The 21,599-nt window shown below is 69.7% G+C and carries 18 protein-coding genes; 7 read left to right on the forward strand and 11 right to left on the reverse strand.

Annotated features, from left to right (window positions below; genetic code table 11):
• The first annotated feature begins 93 nt into the window (after positions 1–93).
• Both ACWDNU_RS27080 and lhgO read left to right on the forward strand, forming a co-directional pair.
• The gene (locus ACWDNU_RS27080) at positions 94–3,171 is read left to right on the forward strand and encodes a BTAD domain-containing putative transcriptional regulator (RefSeq protein WP_449670957.1); all 3,078 of its coding nucleotides are present in this window, start codon (positions 94–96) and stop codon (positions 3,169–3,171) included.
• Positions 3,172–3,232: 61 nt separating this feature from the next.
• Positions 3,233–4,417: an L-2-hydroxyglutarate oxidase gene (gene lhgO, locus ACWDNU_RS27085; protein ID WP_449670958.1), complete on the forward strand. Its 1,185-nt coding sequence runs from the start codon at positions 3,233–3,235 to the stop codon at positions 4,415–4,417.
• A 19-nt stretch (positions 4,418–4,436) separates the two neighbouring features.
• On the opposite strand, the gene ACWDNU_RS27090 is transcribed toward lhgO, so the two are convergent.
• On the reverse strand, positions 4,437–5,438 hold the full coding sequence (locus ACWDNU_RS27090; RefSeq protein WP_449670959.1) for a DUF3558 family protein: 1,002 nt from the start codon (positions 5,436–5,438) through the stop codon (positions 4,437–4,439).
• 194 nt (positions 5,439–5,632) lie between these two features.
• Positions 5,633–6,901, reverse strand: a complete 1,269-nt coding sequence (gene serS / locus ACWDNU_RS27095) for a serine--tRNA ligase (RefSeq protein ID WP_449670960.1) — start codon at positions 6,899–6,901, stop codon at positions 5,633–5,635.
• Positions 6,902–7,053: 152 nt separating this feature from the next.
• Here serS and ACWDNU_RS27100 point away from each other — a divergent pair, with 152 nt between their 5' ends.
• Together ACWDNU_RS27100 and ACWDNU_RS27105 are read left to right on the forward strand one after the other, a co-directional pair.
• Positions 7,054–8,334, forward strand: a complete 1,281-nt coding sequence (locus ACWDNU_RS27100) for an aspartate aminotransferase family protein (RefSeq protein ID WP_449670961.1) — start codon at positions 7,054–7,056, stop codon at positions 8,332–8,334.
• Between the two features lie 377 nt (positions 8,335–8,711).
• Positions 8,712–9,482: an ABC transporter permease gene (locus tag ACWDNU_RS27105; protein WP_449670962.1), complete on the forward strand. Its 771-nt coding sequence runs from the start codon at positions 8,712–8,714 to the stop codon at positions 9,480–9,482.
• Here the strand turns inward: ACWDNU_RS27105 and ACWDNU_RS27110 are convergent.
• Both ACWDNU_RS27110 and ACWDNU_RS27115 read right to left on the reverse strand, forming a co-directional pair.
• Positions 9,458–10,144 (reverse strand): histidine phosphatase family protein, encoded by a 687-nt coding sequence (locus tag ACWDNU_RS27110; protein ID WP_370936279.1) that lies wholly within the window; start codon positions 10,142–10,144, stop codon positions 9,458–9,460. The two genes, ACWDNU_RS27105 and ACWDNU_RS27110, sit on opposite strands and share 25 nt — an antisense overlap.
• A gap of 32 nt (positions 10,145–10,176) precedes the next feature.
• Positions 10,177–12,054, reverse strand: coding sequence for a Na+/H+ antiporter (locus tag ACWDNU_RS27115; protein ID WP_449670963.1), 1,878 nt, complete (start codon positions 12,052–12,054; stop codon positions 10,177–10,179).
• A gap of 60 nt (positions 12,055–12,114) precedes the next feature.
• Between ACWDNU_RS27115 and ACWDNU_RS27120 the strand changes: the two genes are divergently transcribed.
• Positions 12,115–13,524 (forward strand): carboxylesterase/lipase family protein, encoded by a 1,410-nt coding sequence (locus ACWDNU_RS27120; RefSeq protein WP_449670964.1) that lies wholly within the window; start codon positions 12,115–12,117, stop codon positions 13,522–13,524.
• 27 nt (positions 13,525–13,551) lie between these two features.
• Here ACWDNU_RS27120 and ACWDNU_RS27125 read toward each other — a convergent pair whose 3' ends face one another.
• The 5 genes from ACWDNU_RS27125 to rnhA all read right to left on the reverse strand — a co-directional run bounded on the left by ACWDNU_RS27125 (position 13,552) and on the right by rnhA (position 17,903).
• Positions 13,552–16,191, reverse strand: coding sequence for a glycosyl hydrolase 2 galactose-binding domain-containing protein (locus tag ACWDNU_RS27125; protein ID WP_449670976.1), 2,640 nt, complete (start codon positions 16,189–16,191; stop codon positions 13,552–13,554).
• Between the two features lie 160 nt (positions 16,192–16,351).
• Positions 16,352–16,726 carry a YchJ family protein gene (locus ACWDNU_RS27130; protein WP_449670965.1) on the reverse strand — a complete coding sequence of 125 codons (375 nt, stop codon included), beginning with the start codon at positions 16,724–16,726 and terminating at the stop codon, positions 16,352–16,354.
• On the reverse strand, positions 16,723–17,073 hold the full coding sequence (locus ACWDNU_RS27135) for a DUF1801 domain-containing protein (protein WP_370936283.1): 351 nt from the start codon (positions 17,071–17,073) through the stop codon (positions 16,723–16,725). The genes ACWDNU_RS27130 and ACWDNU_RS27135 overlap by 4 nt, the downstream gene beginning before the upstream one ends.
• 185 nt (positions 17,074–17,258) lie before the next feature.
• Positions 17,259–17,420 (reverse strand): hypothetical protein, encoded by a 162-nt coding sequence (locus ACWDNU_RS27140; RefSeq protein ID WP_449670966.1) that lies wholly within the window; start codon positions 17,418–17,420, stop codon positions 17,259–17,261.
• Positions 17,421–17,423: 3 nt separating this feature from the next.
• Entirely contained in the window at positions 17,424–17,903 is a 480-nt protein-coding gene (gene rnhA / locus ACWDNU_RS27145; protein ID WP_370936285.1) for a ribonuclease HI, read from the reverse strand.
• Positions 17,904–17,994: 91 nt separating this feature from the next.
• On the opposite strand from rnhA, the gene ACWDNU_RS27150 reads away from it, so the two are divergent.
• The gene (locus ACWDNU_RS27150) at positions 17,995–18,780 is read left to right on the forward strand and encodes a DUF1684 domain-containing protein (protein ID WP_370936286.1); all 786 of its coding nucleotides are present in this window, start codon (positions 17,995–17,997) and stop codon (positions 18,778–18,780) included.
• Positions 18,781–18,834: 54 nt separating this feature from the next.
• Here ACWDNU_RS27150 and ACWDNU_RS27155 read toward each other — a convergent pair whose 3' ends face one another.
• Positions 18,835–19,488 carry a hypothetical protein gene (locus ACWDNU_RS27155; protein WP_449670967.1) on the reverse strand — a complete coding sequence of 218 codons (654 nt, stop codon included), beginning with the start codon at positions 19,486–19,488 and terminating at the stop codon, positions 18,835–18,837.
• A 160-nt stretch (positions 19,489–19,648) separates the two neighbouring features.
• Here ACWDNU_RS27155 and ACWDNU_RS27160 point away from each other — a divergent pair, with 160 nt between their 5' ends.
• A complete protein-coding gene (locus ACWDNU_RS27160) occupies positions 19,649–20,770 on the forward strand; it encodes a hypothetical protein (protein WP_449670968.1) in 1,122 nt (373 codons plus the stop codon).
• A gap of 92 nt (positions 20,771–20,862) precedes the next feature.
• On the opposite strand, the gene ACWDNU_RS27165 is transcribed toward ACWDNU_RS27160, so the two are convergent.
• Positions 20,863–21,540: an MBL fold metallo-hydrolase gene (locus tag ACWDNU_RS27165; RefSeq protein WP_449670969.1), complete on the reverse strand. Its 678-nt coding sequence runs from the start codon at positions 21,538–21,540 to the stop codon at positions 20,863–20,865.
• Positions 21,541–21,599: the final 59 nt, after the last annotated feature.

Here is a 21,599-nt window from a genome sequence, read left to right on the forward strand (position 1 = left end):
GGGTCGCGCCGAAGTGTATAGAAGTCGCGCTCGACGCCTGTTTCGGGGACAGAACCCACGGGTAAACACCCGATCGGGGCATAGGCTCACGGGATGCGGATCGGGGTATTGGGGGCCGTCGTCGCGTGGGACGGCGCGGGCGGGACGGTCGCTGTCGGCGGCCCGCGAGGCCGGGCGCTGCTCGCCTTGCTCGCGGCGGACGCCGGGCGGTTCGTGTCCGCCGAGCGGCTCATCGACGGGCTCTACGGCGAGGAACCGCCGGACGGCGCGGCCAACGCGCTCCAATCGCAGGTCTCGCGGCTGCGCAGCGCGCTGAAACTGCCGATCGAACTCACCTCGGCGGGGTACCGCCTCCGGATCGAACCGGACGAAGTGGACGCGCACCGGTTCGAACGACTGGCCAGCGAGGGCCGTCGCGAACTGGCCGCGGGCGACCCGACGCGGGCCAGCGATCTGCTCGGCGAAGCGCTGGCTCTGTGGCGCGGACCGGCGTTCGCGGACGTCCCTGCGGCAGAGGTGCAAACCACCCGGCTGAGCGAGCTGCGCGCCGAGGCGGCGGCCGACCGGGTCGACGCGGAAATCTCGCTCGGCCGCGCCTCCGATGTCATCGATGAGCTGCGCACGACCGTCGCCGAGAACCCCCTGCGCGAACGGTCGCAGGCGCAACTGGTGCGCGCGTTGCACGCGACCGGCCGGACCGCCGAGGCGCTGGCCGCGTTCGAGGACGCCCGCCGCACGCTCGCCGACGAGCTGGGCGCGGACCCTGGTCCAGACCTCACCGAGGCGCATCTGGCCGCCCTGCGCGGCGAGTCCGCGAACGCCGCGACGCCGTTGCCCGCACAGCTCACGAGCTTCGTCGGCCGGGACAACGAGCTGAAGCAGGTCGCCGATCTCCTGCGACAGGCCCGGCTCGTCACGCTGCTCGGTCCGGGTGGGACCGGAAAGACCCGGCTGGCCATCGAAGCCGCGGCGGACGCGGGTCCGTGCGTCTTCGTGGAGCTGGCTCCGCACGTCGCCGACGACGTCCCGCAAGCCGTCCTCACCGCACTCGGTCTACGCGAGGGCGCTCGCGGTCGGCAGGATCCCGTCGAACGGCTTGTGTCGGCATTGCGCGACCAGGCGACGTTGCTGGTGCTGGACAACTGCGAACACGTCATCGCCGCCGCCGCACGGCTCGTCGCGCAGTTGCTGCCTGCTTGCCCCGGGCTGCGCGTCCTCGCGACGAGCCGGGAACCGCTCGGCATCACCGGTGAACAGCTCGCACCTATCCCCCGGCTAGCCGTCCCGCCGCCCGGCGCATCCACCGTGGAGAACTATCCCGCGGTACGGCTGTTCCTCGACCGCGCGCGAGCGAGCGACCCCGGATTCCGGCTGACCGACGAAACCGCGGCCGACGTCGTGCGGATCTGCACCGCACTCGACGGCCTCCCGCTCGCGCTGGAACTGGCCGCCGCCCGAGTGCGCACGCTGCCCGTCGCCGACATCGCCGCCCGGCTCGACGACCGCTTCCAACTCCTCGCCCGAGGCAGCCGCACCGCGGACGAACGACACCGGTCGCTCCGCGGTGTCGTGGAATGGAGCTGGGACCTCCTCGATGACGACGAACGCCGCCTCGCCCGCCGCCTGACCGTCTTCACCGGCGGCGCGACGCTCGCGTACGCCGAGCAGGTGTGCGACGTCCCCGTCGACCTCCTCACCGAACTCGCCGACAAGTCGCTCGTGGAGCCGTCGAGCGGGCGCTACCGAATGCTGGAGACGATCCGCGCGTTCTGCGCGGAAAAGCTCGACGCCGCAGGCGAGACTGAACGCTTCCGGCACGCGCACGCACAAGCGTTCCTGCGCCTCGCCGAGGAAGCCGACCCGAAGCTGCGTACCGCGGAACAGCTCGACTGGCTGCGCAAAATCGACGCCGAGTACGACAACATCGTGGCCGCGCTCCGATGGTCGGCCGCAGCGGACCCGTCGACTGCTTTGCGGATCGCCACCGCGCTGTCGATGTATTGGTGGCTGCGCGGACGACGTTACGAAGGCGCGGCGCTGTCGATGGAAATCGTGCGCCACTGCCAAGCGCAACCGCCGGACGGACACCACGAGCAATTCCTCATGTGCCTGCTGACCGCGATGGCCGGTGCTCCTGAAGCCGCCGAGACGGCGAACTATCGGTCCTATGTGGAGCAGTACCTGGTGGACAGTTCCTGGACGCCGGAGCATCCGATGATGCTCATGCTGTCCGGCGTCGTGCTCGGGCCGCCGGAGGACGACGACGCGCGGCTTCGGCTGTCCGGGCTCGAAAACCACCCCGACCCGTGGCTCACCGCACTCGTGCCGATGGGCGACGGGCTGCGCTCGATGCTCGCCGGGGAACTCGACGAAGCCGAGCGCGGCCTACGCGAAGGCGAAGCGCGTTACCGAGCGCTCGGCGAACGCTGGGGGCTGTCGATGGCGCTCGACCACCTGTCACAGCTGCTGGTTCTCCTCGGAAGGCACGAAGAAGCGCTCGCCGCGATGACCGAGTCCCTGTCGCTCATGCAGACGCTCGGCGCGACCGACGACTACGCGGACCTGCTGTGCCGCCGCGGCGACAGCCGAGCGCTGCGCGGCGATCTCGACGGCGCGAAGACCGACTATGAGCGAACCGTCGAGCTGGCCCACCGCACCGGCATGCCCGAGACGCGAGGCAGCGGTCACGTCGGCTTGTCCGGCCTCGCCCGCCGCTCCGGCGATCTGGCCGGCGCGCGGGCGCTCGCCGAGCAAGCGCTTGCCGAATGCACGGCGGACTCGTTCTCGGCCGCCATCGTGCGAGCAGCCGCGTCGATCGCGCTCGGCTGGATCGACGTGGCCGAGCACCGCCCGGAGGACGCCCGCCGCCGGATGCGGCTGGGGGTCGAGACCGCGCATCGCTGGCATGACCACGGGTCACTGGCCACCGCGTTCGAGGGCGTCGCCGGGGTCTTCGCCGAGGAGGGCCGGTTCGCCGACGCCGCCGCGTTGCTCGGCGCGGCAGCCGCGGTGCGCGGGGCCGCCGTGCCCGGCCAGCACGATGTCGCGCAGGTCACCGCAACCGCGCAGAAGGCTCTCGGACCTGAGGGGTTCACCGCCGCTTACACCGCCGGTAAGCAGCTCGAACCGCAGCAACGGCTCGGGTTGGCCGGATTGTCCCCGGTTCAGTGAACGGGTACCACGCCGTCGGGGGGTACGCAGCGCCGCACCGGAGCGCGTAGCCTTCCCTGCCGTGCGGAACGTAGTTGTGATCGGTGGGGGAATCGTCGGGCTGTCGGTCGCGTGGGAGCTGTCCCAGCGCGGTCAGGACGTGACGGTGCTCGAAAAGGAAGCTAGCTGGGCTGCGCACCAGACCGGGCACAACTCCAATGTCGTGCACGCCGGGCTGTACTACAAGCCGGGCTCGTTCAAAGCGCGGATGTCGGTCGGCGGCAACCGGTCCATTGTGGATTTCGCCCGGCAGTACGGGGTGCCGGTGCAGGTGTGCGGCAAGCTCGTCGTGGCCACGCGGGAGGAGGAGATCCCCGCGCTGGACACGCTCGCCGCGCGCGCCGAGGCCAACGGCGTGCCCGCCAAGCGGATCACCCCCGCGGAGGCCCGCGAGTACGAGCCGGAGGTGTCCTGCGTCGCCGCGCTGCGCGTCGAGTCGACCGGGATCATCGACTTCCCGGCGGTGTGCGCGGCGCTCGTGCGACTGCTCGACGAGGCGGACGCGGACCTGCGGCTGAACACGCCCGCGCTGGGCATCCGCCCGGCTCGCCGCGGCGGCGTCGAGGTGGCCACCGGTTCCGAGGTGCTGCACGCGGACGCGCTGGTCAACTGCGCCGGCCTGCACGCGGACCGCGTCGCCGAACTGGCCGGTCTCAAGCCGAGCGCGCGCATCGTGCCGTTCCGCGGCGAGTACTACGAGCTGAAGCCGGAGCGCCGCCACCTCGTGCGCGGCCTGATCTACCCGGTGCCAGACCCGACGCTGCCGTTCCTCGGCGTGCACTTGACCCGCATGCTCGACGGCAGCGTCCACGCGGGCCCGAACGCCGTGCTCGCGCTGCGCCGCGAGGGCTACCGCTGGGCGGACGTGTCGGTGAAGGACCTCGCCGACGTCGCCCGCTTCCCCGGCGCGTGGAAGCTCGCGCGCAAGTACGCGTATCCGACGGGGCTTGAAGAGGTGCTGCGGTCGTTCTCGAAGAAGCGCTTCGCCGCCAGCCTCGCGCAGCTCGTGCCCGCGGTCACCGAGGACGACATCGTGCGCCACGGTTCCGGTGTGCGGGCGCAGGCGCTGCGGCCGGACGGTTCACTGGTGGACGACTTCCTCATCGAGTCCACAAAGGACCAGGTGCACGTGCTCAACGCGCCGAGCCCGGCGGCGACCAGCGCGCTGGAGATCGCCAAGTACATCGCCGACCAGGTGACCGACTGAACCGTCCGATGTAGACGGTTCAGCCCGGCAGATTCCCTGACACCATCGGGATTCCGGCCTTGATGACGTCGCACGCCTTGGTCTTGTCCGCCAGCTGCCCGCTGACGATCTGGATCGAGGCGGTGTCCGAAACCGCGAGCCCGGCCGCGCAGATCACTCCGCCGGAATCGTTGAAGTTCGGGAACAGCGACCATTTCCGGCCGTTCGCGTCGATCTGCTCGGTCGGCGCGACGTCCATGCCGGGCCAGCGTTTCATCGGCACGTCCGGGCCGACCCAGACCTCGAACGGCTTCTGCCCGCCGTCGCCGTCGGTGTCCTTCCACAGGCAGTAGGTCACGTTCGGCGAGATGACCTTGGAGCTGTCCAGTTCGCCGTTCGGCACCATCTTCAGTTGCTGCGCCTGCTCCGGCTTCAACAGCTGACACGGATTGACCGACGCGAGCGGCCCGGTCGGCGCGGTGCCCTCCGGCGGGGTGCTCGGCGCGATCGGCGGCGCGGGCTGCCCGCCCGGCAGATGCGCGGCCGCCTGCGGGATCACCTTCTTCGCGCGCTCGCACGCCTGCGCTTCGTCCGAAAAGGACACGCTCACGAAGGCGAACGACTTCGGCCCGAGCGTCGTGTACAGGTCGCAGCTGCCGCCCATGAACCCGGCGTAACGCGTCCACGGAAAGCCGCCGAGCTGCACCGGATCGGCCTTCTTGATCGCGCCCTGAAGGTAGTCGTCGAGGCTCAGGTCCACCGACCAGCCGACGGACATGACGATCGTGTGCTCGGTGTCCGTCGCGGTCCACAGGCACATCGCGGGCGCGCGCTGCGCCTTGCTGGCCTTCACCGACCTGCCCTGCGGCTTGTAGCCGAGCCCGGCGAGCTGCTTCGCGTCGAGCAGCGCGCACGGGTCGACGACCGGCGTGACCGGCCCCTGCCCGGGCACCGGCGAAGCCACGCCGCTCACCTGCTGCGTGCACCCGGCGAGCAGCATCGCGACCGCCGCCAGGGCGAGCGCCGCTCCCTTGAACCTCATCAGCTGCCTCCTCCGCTCCGCACCCTACTGACCAGTGCGGTTCGGCACCTGCGGAACGGGAAGGAACGACCCGGCGATCACGGAACTCCGGGACTGGCCGCTGGCCTCCTGCTCCAGCGGACGTACGTGAGGGGAACCCTGAGGGAATCAGATTCCCTCAGGGTTCCCCTCACGTACCAACGGAACTCGGCCGCTCAGCGCTTGCCCGGCTCCAGCACCTCAAGCCCGCCCAGGAACGGACGCAGCGCCACCGGCACCCGGACCGAACCGTCGGGCTGCTGGTGGTTCTCCACGATCGCGACGATCCACCGCGTGGTCGCCAGCGTGCCGTTCAGCGTGGCGGCCGTCTGCGGTTTGCCGTTGTCGTCGCGGTAGCGGACGGACAACCGACGGGCCTGGAACGTGGTGCAGTTGGACGTCGACGTCAGCTCGCGGTAGGTCTCCTGCGTCGGGACCCACGCCTCGCAGTCGTACTTGCGGTAGGCGGACGTGCCGAGGTCGCCGGTCGCGGTGTCGATGACCCGGTACGGGACCTCGATCGCGGCCAGCATGTCCTCTTCCCAGCCCAGCAGCCGCTCGTGCTCGGCCTCGGCGTCCTCCGGCTTGGCGAAGACGAACATCTCGACCTTGTCGAACTGGTGCACGCGGATGATGCCGCGGGTGTCCTTGCCGTACGACCCGGCCTCGCGGCGGTAGCACGACGACCAGCCGGCGTAGCGGCGCGGACCGGCGGCGAGGTCGAGGATCTCGTCCGAGTGGTAGCCCGCGAGCGGGACCTCCGACGTGCCGACGAGGTACAGGTCGTCGTCGCGCAGCCGGTACACCTCCGACGAGTGCGCGCCGAGGAAACCGGTGCCGGCCATGATCTCCGGGCGGACCAGCGACGGCGTGATCATCGGCGTGAAGCCGTTCGCCATCGCGCGCGCCACGGCCATGTTCAGCAGCGCCAGCTGCAGCTGCGCGCCGACGCCGGACAGGAAGTAGAACCGCGAGCCCGACACCTTCGCGCCGCGCTCCATGTCGAGCGCGCCGAGGCCTTCCATCAGCTCGAGGTGATCGCGCGGGGCGAAGTCGAACGACGGCACCTCGCCGACGGTCTTCAGCACCGCGAAGTCGTCCTCGCCGCCGATCGGCGCGTCCGGGTGCACCAGGTTCGGCAGGACGCGGAAGAGCTGGTCGAACTCCTCCGAGGCCTCGTTCTGCTCGACCTCGGCGGCCTTGACCTGCGCCGAGAGGTCCTTGGCGCGGGCGAGCAGGGCGGGCTTGTCCTCGGGAGAGGCCTTCGGCACCTGCTTGGACACGGACTTCTGCTCGGCCCGCAGCTTGTCGGCGGTGGCGATCGCAGAGCGGCGACGCGTGTCGAGGTCGAGCAGCTTGTCGACCACTCCCTCGTCCTCGCCACGGGCACGCTGCGACGCGCGCACGGCTTCCGGGTCTTCGCGCAGAGTCCTGGGGTCAATCACGCACAGAAGGGTAGTCGCAGGCCAGCCACGACTTCGACGCGGTTTCCCGTACACACTGTGCGGCCGCCTTCCGACCGGGCGACAGTCTGATCGTTGTCGCCCGTTTCCCGCGCTCCCCATACTCGCTAGAACCCGGAGCGGAGGGAACTCACATGACCGACGACCTGCTCGCGCGCCACCGCGCGGTGCTCCCGTCCTGGATGTCCCTGCTGTACGACGAGCCGATCGAAATCGTGCACGCGCAGGATCGCCGTCTCACCGATTCCACCGGCCGCACCTACCTCGACTTCTTCGCCGGCGTGCTCACCAACGCCATGGGCTACGACATCTCCGCGATCAGCGACGCCGTCCGCAAGCAGCTGGACACCGGCGTCCTGCACACCTCGACGCTCTACCTGATCCGCTCGCAGGTGGAGCTGGCCGAGCGGATCGCGGAGCGTTCCGGCATCCCGGACGCCAAGGTGTTCTTCACCAACTCCGGCAGCGAGGCCAACGACACCGCGCTGATGCTCGCCACCCAGTACCGCCGCAGCAACCAGGTCCTGGCGATGCGGAACTCCTACCACGGCCGGTCGTTCGGCACGGTCGCGATCACCGGCAACCGCGGCTGGTCCGCGTCGTCCCTGAGCCCGATCAAGGTGAACTACGTCCACGGCGGCTACCGCTACCGCAGCCCCTTCCGCGACCTCCCCGACGCGGCCTACATCGACGCCTGCGTCGCCGACCTGGTGGAACTCCTGGAAACCGCCACCGCGGGCGACGTGGCCTGCCTGATCGCCGAGCCCATCCAAGGCGTAGGCGGCTTCAGCTCCCCGCCGGACGGGCTGTTCAAGGCGATGAAAGAAGTCCTGGACGAACACGGCATCCTGTTCGTCTCCGACGAGGTCCAGACCGGCTGGGGCCGCACCGGCGACCACTACTGGGGCATCCAGGCCCACGACGTGGTGCCGGACATGATGACCTTCGCCAAGGGCTTGGGGAACGGCCTGGCTGTCGGCGGGGTGGTCGCCCGGGGCGACGTCATGGACTGTTTCCGCGCGGAGTCTTTCTCCACGTTCGGCGGCAATCCGGTATCCATGCAGGGCGCGCTGGCCGTCCTGGACTACATCGACGACCACGACCTGCAGGCGAACTGCAAAGCCCGGGGCGACCAGCTGATGCGAGGACTGCGCGCGGCGAACAGCCCGTTCGTCGGAGAGGTGCGCGGCAAGGGCTTGATGATCGGCGTGGAACTCGTCGAACCCGGCACCACGACGCCGAATACTGTTGCCGCGAAACAAATGCTGGAAGAAACGAAAGAGCGCGGGCTGCTCATCGGAAAGGGCGGGCTGCACAAGAATGTATTGCGCATCGGACCGCCGATGACGCTCACCGAAGCCGAGGCCGCCGAGGGTCTGCAGATCCTGCTCGAATCACTGGCCGCCCTGTCCTGAACCCGCTTGCGTCCCAATGCCACATTGGGTGCGTCACATGCACCCAAAGTGGCATTCGGTGCGCCACACGCACCCAACGCCACATTGGGGTTTCTCAGTAGTGCGGTGCGCGGCGGCGCTGGGCCAGGCATGTGGGTGCACCGGCTGGCGAGGCGGGTTGCGTGGCTCTGTTCCCGCGAAAGGTTCGTGAGGGGAACCCTGAGGGAATCAGATTCCCTCAGGGTTCCCCTCACGAACCTCGGCATTGCGCGTCGGGACTGGCCGCCGAGGCGAGAACCACCGCGCGCTCCCGAGAAAGCGTCATCGGGGCAGCGCTGGTCAGCAAGAACCGGCCCGGTTCACCGCGCCGCACCCCCGCCTGCGGCAGGATCACCACCGTGAACGGTGCGATCGGGTTCGGGCCCGCGTTGATCGCCGTGCTCGTCGTGCTCACGCTCGCGGGTGCGGCCGTCGTCCGGTTCGGGCAGCTGGGGCAGGGGCGGGCGGTGCTCGTCGCGGCGGTCCGCGCGGTCGCGCAGCTCGCGCTCGTTTCGCTGGTCATCACCTTCATCCTGCGTTCAGGCTGGCTGACCGGCCTGTTCGTCCTCGCGATGTTCTCCATCGCCGCCGCGACGTCCGCCAGCCGGATCGGGGTGCCGCGGCGGATCGGGTGGGTCGCGTTGTCGCTGGCGTCCGGCGTCGTGCCGGTGCTGGGGCTGGTGCTGGGTTCCGGGGTCGTCCCGGCGAAGCCGATTTCGGTGGTGCCGGTCGCGGGGATCGTGATCGGCGGTTCGATGACCGCGACCTCGCAGGCGGCCCGGCGCGCGCTCGACGAGCTCAAGCAGCGCCGCGGCGAGTACGAAGCCGCACTCGCGCTGGGGTTTCTGCCCAGGCACGCCGCGTTGGAGATCTGCCGTCCGTCGGCGGGGCACGCGTTGATTCCGGCGCTCGATCAGACCCGGACAGTCGGCCTGGTGACGTTGCCGGGCGCGTACGTCGGCGTTCTGCTGGGCGGGGCGAGTCCGCTGCAGGCCGGTACCACGCAGGTGCTGGTGCTGATCGGGCTGCTGGCCGCGGAGGCGATCGCGGTGCTGGTGACGGTGGAGCTCGTCGCGGCGGGGTTCATCCGCCGCGACGAGTCGGTTCAGCCGAGCGGCGCGGCCAGGTGAGAGCGGTCGTTGAAGCCGCGGATCAGCCAGTTCTCGCCGTACACCACGAGGTGCGAGATCGATCCGTTGTCCGCGCCTAAGAACGCGAACCGCTCCAGCGAGCGGCTCGCCTGCGCGAACACCTCGCCGATCACGCCGCCGTGGGTGAAGACCGCGACTCGCTGATCCGGGTGCGCGGCGGCGATGCGCGTGAGCGCGGCCCGGATGCGCAGGCCGAACGCTTCGTCGGATTCCGCGCCGGGCAGCACGTCCCAGCGCTGCTCTTCCCACAGCTTCTGCGCCAGCGGATGCCCTTCGGCGGTGTGCTTCCGGAAGAGCCCGTTTTCCCATTCGCCCAGGTGGATTTCGCGCAGATCCGGCTCGACGGACGGGGTGAGGCCGAGCTTCTCCGCCAGCGGCGCGGCGGTCTGCGCGGTGCGCCGCAACGTGGTGACGTACACCGCTTCGATGCGTTCGGACGCCAGCCGTTCGCCAACGCGCGCGGCGTGGTCGCGGCCTTCCGGCGCGAGGTCCGGGTCGGCCTGGCCGTCGACGAGATCGAACGGCTCGCTGAGCCGTTGCGGCATCGATTCCCCGTGGCGCACCAGGAAAATCTCGGTGGCGCCCGAGGGCGGGCTGAAGCGGTGCTGGCGGTACTCGACTTCCTGTTCGGGCGTGCTCATGCCCCGACCCTAACCGGCCCTGACCGGTCGGTTCAGCCGAGTTGTTTGTCCACGAAGCACCATCGCCACGTCTCGCCCGGCTCGAAGCTGCGCATCACCGGATGCCGGGTTTCGTGGAAGTGCTGCGAGGCGTGCTTGCCCGGCGACGAATCGCAGCAGGCGACGTGCCCGCACTTGAGGCACATCCGCAGATGCACCCACGTCAACCCGGCCTCGATGCATTCGGCGCAGGAATCCGGGGAGCTGGGCTCCTTGTCCGGCCACTCGTGGCTGAGGTGCTTGCACGACCCGGCCGTGGCGGCGGGGGTGCTGAGTTCGCGTTCGGCCACCGGGGGTTCCTCCTCGTCGCGGTCGAGCATGGATTCTTCGATGTCGAGGCGGGCCAGCACGCGGCGCAGCACGGCGTCGTCGGCGGTGCCGCGGTCGCGCGCCTTCAGGAACTGTTCGCGTTCGGCTTCGAGCAGCTGGACACGAAGCCGACGGTAGGCGTCGCTCGGGGTTTCGGCGAGCGCGCTTTGCCGTCCGAGTTGTTCCCACGCGGCGTCGGACCGGCCCTGCAACCGGTCGCGCAGCCGTTCGATCACCTCGGGCGGGTCTTCCGGACGGCGTAGTTCTTCCAGTTTCGCGAGCGCGACGCGGGTCATGTCGTGCAGCACGGCGGCTTCCTGCAGCGCGTCCTCCGCCGGGTCTGGACGAGGCAGCCGCAGCCGCCGGATCAGCGGCGGCAGCGTCATGCCCTGCACCAGAAGCGTCCCGGCCACCACCACGACCGCGGCCAGCACGAGCACCGCGCGCTGCGGGGTGTCCGCGGGCAGCACGAACGCCGCGGCGAGCGTGACCACGCCGCGCATCCCGGCCCACGCGATCACCGCCGAATAGCGCCACGGCCACACCTTGCCGCGTTCCAGGCCCAAGGTGTTCAGGAGACGTTTCACCACGCCGATGCCGACCATCCACAGCATCCGGGTGAGAATCGTCGCGGCCAGCACCGCGACGCAGATCCCGATGAGCTGCCACAGCGACAGCCCGCTCTTGCCGACCTCGTGCAGGATTCCCCGCACCTGCAGGCCGATCAGCAGGAAGACCATGTTCTCCAGCAGGAACTGGACGGTCTCCCAATTCAGCCTGCTGGCCAGTCGCGACGGACCGGACTGGATCCGCGGCGTCTGGTGTCCCTGGATGAGTCCGGTGACGACCACCGCGAGCACGCCGGATCCGTGCACCGCTTCAGCCAGCAGGTAGGCCGCGAAGGGGACCGCGAACGACAGGGCGGTGTCGGTGAGCGTGTCCTCCAGCTTCGCGCGCACGTACGTCACGATCAGCCCGACTAGGAAGCCGACGACGATCCCGCCGACGGCCGCGAGCAGGAAGTCGAGACCGACCTGCCAGAGGCTGACCGCGCCGGCGATCGCCGCGATCGCGGTCCGCAGCGCGACGAGCGCGGCAGCGTCGTTGAACAGGCTCTCGCCTTCCAACAGCCGGACGAGCTTGCGCGGCATCCCGACGCGCCGCGCGACCACGCTCGCGGCCACCGCGTCCGGCGGAGCGACGACCGCGCCGAGCGCGATCCCGGCGGCCAGCGGCAATCCCGGCACGACCAGCCAGGCGACCAGGCCGACGCCGAACGCGGTGAACACCACCAGCCCGACCGACAGCAGCGCGATCGGCCCGCGCAGCTTGCGGAACGCGACCAGCGACGTCTGCAGCGACGCCGAGTACAGCAGCGGCGGCAGCAGTCCGACGAGGACGATCTCCGGGTCCAGTTCGTACTGCGGCACCCCGGGGACGAACGACACCCCGACGCCGACCGCGACCAGGCACAGCGGCGCCGACCAGTCCATCCGGCGCGCGACGACGGTCACCAGGAGGACCGTCAGGACCAGCGCCACCAATTCCGCTGCGATTTCCACGGCGTAATCATCGCCCGCGGCTTTCCGGCCCGCGAGGGGGCCGGGGTTAGGCTGCCGGTCGTGACGACGGTGGAGACGCGGGCCGGTGCTGTCCGCGGCGAGGTGCGGGACGGAGTCGGGCGCTTCCTGGGGGTGCCGTTCGCGCAGCCGCCGACGGGGGAGCTGCGGTTCCGGCCGCCGGTGCCGGTGGCGTCCTGGACCGGAGTGCGCGACGCGACGGAATTCGCCGCCAAAGCACCGCAGCCCGACGTGACCGGGAAACGCTTCATCGGCGACGAGGACTGCCTGTACGTCAACGTCTACGCGCCCGAAGCACCCGGCTCGTATCCGGTGCTGGTGTGGATCCACGGCGGTGGCGGGGTGATGGGCGCGCCGCACCAGTTCGACGCGTCCGCGTACGCGCGCCGCGGCGTGGTCGTCGTGACCGTCGCGTACCGGCTCGGGGTGCTCGGCATGCTCCGGCTGCCCGGGGTTTCCGACGGGAATCTCTCGCTGCACGACCAGGTTCTGGCGCTGGAATGGGTCCGCGACAACGTGGCCGCGTTCGGCGGCGACCCGCGGCGCGTCACGCTTGCCGGGCAGTCCAACGGCGGCCGCACGGTGGGGACGTTGCTGGCGGTTCCGGCCGCGAAAGGGCTGTTCAGCCAGGCGATCGTGCAGAGCGGCACCGGCGTCGGTTCCGTCGTGCACACTCCGGCCGAGGCGGAAGCGGTCGGCGAGGCGGTGCTGGCCGAGCTGGGGGACGCAGACCTGTCCACGCTGCCGGTCACGGAGATTTTGACCGCGCAACAACGGGTTACGGCTCACCTCGGCACCCTCGTGACGTATCGCGTGGTGGTCGACGGGGATCTGCTGCCGCAGCGGCCCGGCGAAGCGGTGGCGGACGGTGCGGCCCGAGAGGTCCGGATCCTCACCGGAACCACGGCCGACGAGCAGGACCTGTTCTCCTGGCTGCAAACCGGCGGCGCGAAACTGCTCGGCACCGGGTCGACGATGCTCGAACCGGACGTCATCGCCCGGATGACCGAGGCGTACCGGGAGCTGCTGCCGGACTGGCCGGAAGACCAGCTGGTGAACCGCGTCCGCACGGCGGGGGACTGGTGGCTGCCGGCGATCCGGCTCGCGGAAACCCAGCACGCGGCGGGCGGCACGGCGTGGATGTACCGGCTGGACTGGCGGATCGCGCCGCGCGGGAAGGGCCTCGGCGCGGCGCACGGGGTGGACCTGCCGTTCGTGTTCGACGACGTCCGCAACCCCAACTGGCGCTTTATGTTCGCCATCGCCCGCCCCGATCCGGAGCGGCTGCGGGCGATGGCGGAAGAGATGTTCGGAACGTGGGTCCGGTTCGTGGCGACCGGCGATCCGGGATGGGCGGCCTACACACCGGAGGACCGCGTGACCCGGTTGTTCGACGACGTCAGCACGACGGTGTCCGATCCGGATCCCGGACAGCGTCGGCTGTGGGACTAGCGGGCGAACCCGCTAGTCCCACAGCGCTTACGCGTGGACGGTCTGCGTGCCGGTGTTCCAGCCCGCGACCCGCACCGACGGAGCCGAGCCGTGCAGGTCGGCCGTGCGGTAGGTGGCGATGATCGTCACCGATTCGCCCGGCCACAGGCTGACCTGGTTGTCCGACCACGACACCGGAAGCACCGGAGTGCCCGCGCTGTCCACCAGGTGCGTGTCCACCATGAACGCTGGCGTCTTGCCCGACGAGGTGTTGGTGAGCTTCACCGTGGTGACAGTGGTGCCGTCCGGACCCGGCGCGGAGGTCGCCGTGGTGGCCACCTTCGCCGCGCCCAGCTTCGACAGCCCGGACAGGTCGGCGTACGACGAAGTTGGCGTGTAGTACCAGTCCGACTTGCTCCAGTTGAGCTTGTCGTCCTTGGTGGACAGCCAGTACACGTTCCGGCTGACCTCCTTGCCCGCCGAATCGGTGAGCACCAGCTTCGCCAGGTAGGTCGACGAAAGCCCGCTGACCGAACCGATGTCGAGTGCCTTCGCGTGCGCGCCGCCGCCGTTGACCGAGAGGTCCTTCTTGGTCTTCGAGAACTTCTTCGTGCCGTCAGTGTTGAACAGCTCGACGGTGGCGGTCAGGCCGGACGCCTTCTTCGTGGTGGAGTTGACCACCTCAGCGGACTTGGTGTCGTACGAGTACTGGATGTGCAGCGGCTCGTTCGCCTTCTTGGCCCCGAAGTAGGAGCCGTTCTGGTCGAGGTAGGCGTCGAACAGCTGCCAGTGCAGCGACGTCCAGCCGCTGTTGAGCATCCAGTAGATGAGCCCGGTCGACGGGTCCTTGGAGTCGGTGAAGTTGCGGGAGTGCGATTCGAACTCCGCGCGGACGTTCTCGTACTGCGCCAGCTGCGCCTTGCGGACGAAGTCGTCGAGGCCCGTCGGCTTGCCGTAGCGGCCGGCCAGCGCGTCGCCGAAGATCTTCAGGTTGGCGAAGGTGTCCGACTCGGAGCGGTGGTACTGCGGCGCGGCCGGGTTCTTCCAGAGCGTTTCCAGCTCGGCGGGCGTCATCATCCGCTTGAGCGTGTCCATCGTCGGGATGTCCGGCCCGGCGCTGGTCTCGGAGTTGAAGTTCCACGCGCCCCCCGCGTCCTTGTGCGCCTTGTCGTACCAGTAGTTCGGCGGGACGTAGTCGTACGGGCCGTTCATCTTCATCCCGGACGGGCCGAGCTTCGGCGACGCCTTGGCCGAGGCCGCGGAGATCACCGCCGCGGGCCAGTCCGCCGCGGCCAGCGCGTCGAGGTAGCCCTTTTCGATCCGCGCGTCGGGCGCGAAGTCGCTGCCGATGTGGAAGGACAGCACGCTCGGGTGGTCGCGCAGCCGCTCGGCCTCGGCGGTCATGGACGCCTTGGCGACCGGGTAGTCCGCTTCGGTCCACGGCTCGCCCTTCTCGTCGCCGTTGACCTGGCCTTCCCACTTGTCGCAGCATTCCCAGCCGGGCATGGTCAGCACGCCCATCCGGTCCGCGAGATCGAAGAACGCGTCGGGTTCGATGTGGCCTTCGAGGCGCACCGTGTTGAGGCCGAGGTTCTTGACGTAGGCGAGCTTGTCGGCCGCGCGGCCCGCGTCCCAGCGCAGCAGAAGGTCGGGGGACCAGCCGCCGCCCTTGATCATCAGCGGCTTGCCGTTGACGAGGTACTGCCGTCCGCCGCTGGAGTTCAGCGGGGCCTTGACGTCGCGGATGCCGAAGCTGGAGTGGCTCGCGTCGGACGTGGTCTCGCCGACGGTCGCGGTCAGGTCGAGTTGCTGCATCGGCTGCCCGCCCATGCCGGCGGGCCACCACACCTGCGGCTTGTCGACGCCGATCACCGGGAACGAGACGGTCTTCTTCTCGTGCGCGGCAAGGGAAACGTCCTGGCTCACCGGTTTGCCCGCGACGGTGCCGGACACCGTGGCGCGGACCGCGGAGTCGGAGTCGTTGCGGACGTCGGCCTTCGCCGTGAGGTCGGCGTGGTCGAGCGCGGGCACGTTCAGCTTCGTGACCACGTGCGCGCCGCGGAGCGCGACCGGCCCGCTGTGCCGGACGACGATCTCGCGGGCGAGACCCATGTTCTGGTCCGGCGGGGTCTGCGCCCAGTCGATCCAGCCCATCGACAGGTCGTTGTTCGGGTCGTTCGGGTAGACCTTGAACGCGACGCTGTTGACGCCCTCGTGGACCTGCTTGGTCACGTCGAGGTCGTGCCGGGTGTAGGGGCCGTTGACGTCGTCCTTGGTCGCGACGCGGGTGCCGTTGACCCAGATGTCGGCCTTGGACAGCACGCCGCTGATGTCGAGGTAGGTGCGCTGCGACGGGTCCGCGACCTTGATGTCGGCCCGGTACCACCACGGGACCTTGAAGTCCGCGGCCGGCACGTTCTTCATGTTCGTGGAGTAGAACGGGTCGGAGTAGCGGCCGTTGGCGAGCAGTCCCGCGTAGACCGTCGACTGCGAGCCGACCGGGTACCAGCCCTTCGCGTCGAAGCCGGGCTTTGACACCGAGGCGTCGTCGGACACCTTGGCCGAGGACTGGATCAGATAACCGGGAATCGCGGCCTGTCCGGGTTCCGGCCCGGCCGAAGCGGCCCCGGCGACGCCGGGGATCAACGCGGCGGTCAGAGCGGCGACTGCTAACAGCCGTCCGGGCATTCTTGGCCGGCGTGGGGTCACGAGCGGTCCTCCTCGGGCTCCTGGCGGCGGCGATTGTTAGTAAAGTTCCTTAACGATTGCCGGTGATCGTAGCCGCCCGGAGCGTCCGGGAACAGACCTCGACGGGGTCTTTTCGCCCGATTTTCGCCCGCGGTTCTCGTTAGAGCGCGTCGACGTAGTACCAGCGCCCGCCCTCGCGGACGAACCGGCTGTTCTCGTGCTGGGAGTCGTCGCGCCCCTGGTGGCGGTAGTGCGCGCGGAACTCGACGGTCCCCTCATTCTGCAGCAGCGAGCCGCCGGTCCGGCCGAGGATCTCCAGCTGGGTCCACTCCTGCGCGGGATCGAGACGCAGCCGCTTCGGGCGGGTGTCCGGATGCCAGGTCTCGAGGAGGTAATCGGGCTCGCCGACGGCGAACGCGCAGTATCGCGACCGCATCAGCCGCTCGGCGGTCGGGGCGTGCTGGTCGTCGCGGTGGAACCGGCCGCAGCAGTCGGCGTAGGGCTCGGGCAGCCCGCAGGGGCAGGGGTTGGTCACGCCGCTGATTCTGTCTCCAGCGCGAGAGCCTGCCGCACCCAGGCGGCGATCTGCTTCGCCTCGACGTCCCCGGCGCTGCGCAGCTTCACGTGCGCCATCTCGCGGGCGCTCGGTTCGAGACCTCCGTCGAGCAGCTGGCCGCGCCAGAAGGCGAGCGTCACGTACGAGCTGTACGCCTTCGCGAGGCAGACCGGGTTTTTGCCCGCCTTCCAGGTGGGCGCGCCGTGGTAGAGCTCGGCCGGGTTCGGCATCGCGTCGTCGAGCACGGGCAGCAGAGCGGAGTAGACCTCGCGGAGCGCTTCGGGCTGCGCGGCGACGTACTCGGCGACGGTCGTGAACTTCGGCATGGCTTGTCCTCTCGGCGTTCTGATGCTGCCGAGCTTGCCCGCCGATTGTTCTCCTTGTCAAGACTAATTTTTTTGTCGGTGGACGGACGCTGCGCCGAACTTCTCGATCATGAACCGCCAGAACAGCGGGACCGCCGGAAGCGGGCGGGCCGCGACGACCAGATCGTGCATCGAGGCGAGTCCCGTCAGCCGGTGCTCGCCTTCGCGGGCCAGAACGCTGTCGCGACGATGTCCGCGAGGTGGCGGAACTCCGGATGCGCCGCCGCCGTCTCGCGAAACCGAGCGGCGATCTCGGTCCACGGAACCTTGTCGAACCGGTAAGGCCAAGCGCGGGAGTTGATCCGCACGGTTCAGCCGCGGGCCCGGCGCACCCCGGCCGCGGCGGCTTCCTGCGATCCCTTGACCGCGAGCTTGTCCGCGCGCTCGTTCTCCGGAAGCCCGGCATGGCCCTTGACCCACAGCCATTCGACCTCGTGCCGCTGGCAGGCGGCGTCGAGGCGCTGCCAGAGGTCGGCGTTCTTGACCGGCTGCTTCGCCTGCGTCTGCCAGCCGTTTTTCTTCCAGCGCGGCATCCACTGGAGGATGCCGTTGCGGACGTACGTGCTGTCGGTGTAGATCCGCACCACGGCCGCGCGGGTGAGGCTTTCCAGCGCGCGGATCGGAGCCATCAGCTCCATGCGGTTGTTGGTGGTGACGGTGTCCTCGGCCCCGTACAGCTCGCGCTCGTGCTTGCCGTACCGCAGGAGCGCGCCCCAGCCGCCCGGCCCGGGGTTGCCGCTGCACGCGCCGTCGGTGTAGATCTCCACGGTTTGTTCCGTCTGCTCCGCCACCCGGCGACCCTACCGTTCTCACGTGCTGGGAGCCGGAATGCCATGCCGGGGCCGGTGTTGTGCCGTGGACACTCTCTGAAGGGATCCGGACATGGCGGTGGAGTTCGCACAGGCGTGGCAGGACTGGAAAGCGGAACGGGAAAAGACGCTGGCCGATCCGTACGGCTGGCTGGCGCTGGTGTCGCTCGACTGGCTCGAGAATTCGCCCCGCACCTACCCCGGACTGCCCGGCCGATGGTGGCAGGACGACGAAGCCGCCTACGTCGACCCGGCTGGCGGGGAGTTGCGGCACGAAGGCGCTTTGCTGACTGATGTCCACCGGTTCGAGCTGGTGAACAGCGGCGCGGGCACCCGCGTGACGGCGGGCTCGGTGGAAATCGAGGTCGCGCGCCGGTCGGGCTACTTGATCCGCGTGCACGACCCGAAAGCCCCGGTGCTGCGCGAATTCCACGGCGTACCCGCGTACGAACCCGATCCGGCGTGGGTCCTGACTGGCCGCTTCGAAGCCTTCGACGAACCACGCCCGACGACTGTCGGCGCGGTAGTGGAAGGACTGTCGCATGTCTACACCGCGCCGGGCCGGGTTGTCTTCGAGCGTGACGGTGTCGAGCATGTTTTGACGGCGTTCAACGGCAAGACCGGCGGGTACAGCATTCTTTTCACCGACTCGACCAGCGGTGTTACCACGTATGCCGCGAACCGTTCCCTGCCGGTCGCCTCGTCCGAGGACGGAACGGTGACGCTGGACTTCAACCGGGCCGTGAACCTGCCTTGCGCGTTCACGGACTTCGCGACGTGCCCGTTGCCGCCTGAGGGGAATCACCTGCCGTTCGCCGTGGAGGCGGGGGAGAAGCTGCCTTACGAGCGGCAGAACTGAAGTTCGATTCTCGTGCGGCCGGTGCGTTCTTGGCAGGCGCACCGGCCGCACGGGTCACTGGATCGGGTCCGGCCGGTCGCCGGCGAGCAGCAGTTGCGGGACTTGGGCGAGCGTCCACCCGGAACCGGCCGGGGTGAGGACCCAGACCAGATCGAACCGGTCGTCCGGCCACTTCTTCGGCGCGGTCGCGCCGAACGCGGCGGCCAGCGCCGGGATTTCCTCGTGCTGCCAGCTGATCAGCGTCGGTTCGGCACGGCGCGAGACCTCGGCGGCGAGCTGGGCTTCGCTGCCTTTCGCGTAGGTCGTGACGAGCTTCCCGCCGAGCCGTTCGGCCAGCGGCGTGGCGGTTTCGCGCGGCCGGGTGCCCTCGCCGCCGTCTCCGCCCGCGGCGTAGACGGCCGTCGGACGGGCCAGCCCGTCGCGGAGCGCGCCGGTCGACGGGGCGAACAGTTCGACGAGCGCGCCGGCCCGGGTCCAGCCGCGGACGGTCAGCGAATGCGAGTCGGCGGCGCCGTTCGCGTCGATGCCCTGCGGCCCGCTCGAACCGGCGGGTTTTTCGCCGTGCCGGATGATCATCACCCGCGCGCCCGGTGCCGGTGCGGCGGCGGCCCGGGGTCCCTGGCTCGCCGCACAGCCGGCTACGAAGAGCGCCGCGCTGCCCGCCGCGCCGCCGAGCAGCGTCCGCCGTGACCACAACTGACCTGTCATGCCGTCTCCCGACTTCGAGTTGACCTTGATGTGTCGTACCGGGTATCGCGCCGCCCGGCAATGCTTCGGGCACGAAGACGGCCGAATTCCCCTCACGAGGCCGGGGATTTTCCGTACCATCCCGGTCGACCGGGACGAATCGCACGGAAAGCTAGGGTGGATGACAGCAGCACACGGCGAGTTGACGCTCCGGCTCGTCCCGGCGGAATTCCTGGCCCCCGGCGATGGCACGACGCCCGAATTCGCACCTGGCCTGTACGCCGTGCTGACGTTCGAGGTGCCGCCGGGCGTCGAAGTGGACGGGGAGTACGTGACCCGCTCGATCGACGATTCCCAGGGCACCCCGCTGGAACAGGCGGAACGGAATCTGGCCGCGTTGCCGGTCGAACGGCACGAAATAGTGCACATCGCCGACGGCGGCGCATTTCATCTGCTGTCCGGGGAATCCGGGTCCATTGCCAGCCAGGTGCTCGTTTTCGACCAGCTGTACCGGAAACTGACCGGAAAAGACGTGCCGCCCGGCGGCTTGGTGTGCGCCGTTCCCACTGACCGGCATTTGCTGTTCTTTCCGCAGGAGGAAGGTTCGTACGGCACGCTGACCGGGGTGGCCGAACGCACGGCCGAACTGTTCGTCGAAGGCCCGCGCGAGCTGTCGCCGCACGTTTACTTGTGGCGTGCCGGGGAAATGACCCAGTTGACCGTTCAGCAGGGCGACGAGATCCGCTTCCGTTCGTCCGCCGAGGTCGCCGCCGACGCAACGGAAGGCCCGCTAGCCGACGACCCGTCGGTACCGCGGGAACCGCACAATTTCGTGTTCGTGACCCGGGTGCTGGGACCGGCCGCCCTGGATTACGGCGCCCTCCTGCTCTCCGGGATGCGGGCGGGAAACCAGACCCCCAACGAATTCCTGGCGAAAGGCTGGGCGGACATCGGCGCCTACCTGCCGGCCGAGCAGCGCCGCCCGCTGGACGTCCCGCACGGCCGGCTGACGGAAATCGACGGGCACGAACTGTTGCTGGTCGCCTTCGCCGGCGCGATCGGACCCGCCGAGTCGTATTTCGCCGCGATCGTGCTCCCCGCCGGCTCGTCCGTCTGCCGCTTCTTCACGCTGGCCAACGAGGGCCGGGGAAACGGGCGAACGGCACGGCTGGGGGAGTGGCTGGCGAGCGGGTACGTGCCTCGGCAGGACGGTGTGCCGGTGGACGAGAAGGCTTTCCTGCAGGAGATGGCGGACGTGCTGGCCCCGCCGAAACGCCGGGGGTTGTTCCGCCGTCGGCGGTGATCAGTCAGTCTTCTGTGGACGGCGGATGAGTGGGGCTCAAGAGCAAACGGGGCCGCCTCCGGGAGACAGCCCCGTTTCAGAACACGCCTAGTTCACCAGCCGCGTTCGCGCCACTCCGTCAGATGCGGCCGCTGCTCGCCCAGCGTCGAGTCGTCCCCGTGTCCCGGGTAGAACCATGTGTCGTCCGGCAGCTGATCGAAAATCCGCGACTCGACATCGTCCAGCAGCGACGTGAACTGCTCCGGAGTTCCAGTCTTCCCGACCCCGCCCGGGAACAGCGAGTCCCCGGTGAACAAGTGCGGGTGGCCGGACGGATCCCGGTACAGCAACGCGATCGACCCGGGCGTGTGGCCGCGCAGGTGGATCACCTCGAGTGTCACCTCGCCGACCTTCAGGGTGTCTCCGTGTTCGACCAGGAAGTCCGGGGGCACCGGCAGCGGTTCCGCGTCCAGGGGGTGCGCCGCGGTGTTCGCGCCGTTCGCTCCGGCTACCGCGCCCAGCGCCTGCCAGTGGTCGGCGTGCTGGTGGGTCGTCACCACGGTGCGCAGCGCGGGGCGGTCGGGGCCGTGGCCGATCAGGTCTGAGATGCGCTCCGGGTCGTTGGCCGCGTCGATCAGCAGCGCTTCGTTCTCCGCGCGGCACACGAGCAGGTACGCGTTGTTGTCCATCGGGCCAACGGAGAGCTTGGTGATGGTCAGCCCGTCCAGCGTCCGGCGCGCGGCGTCGCCGCCCGGTTCGACGTGTCCGGTGTAAGTGTCGGCGATGTTCACGAGTCCCCACGGTAGCCGGATCACCCGCGCGGCGGCCACGCGGCCGTTTTTGTCGGTGC

This window comes from Amycolatopsis sp. NPDC003676 (genome assembly GCF_053587275.1).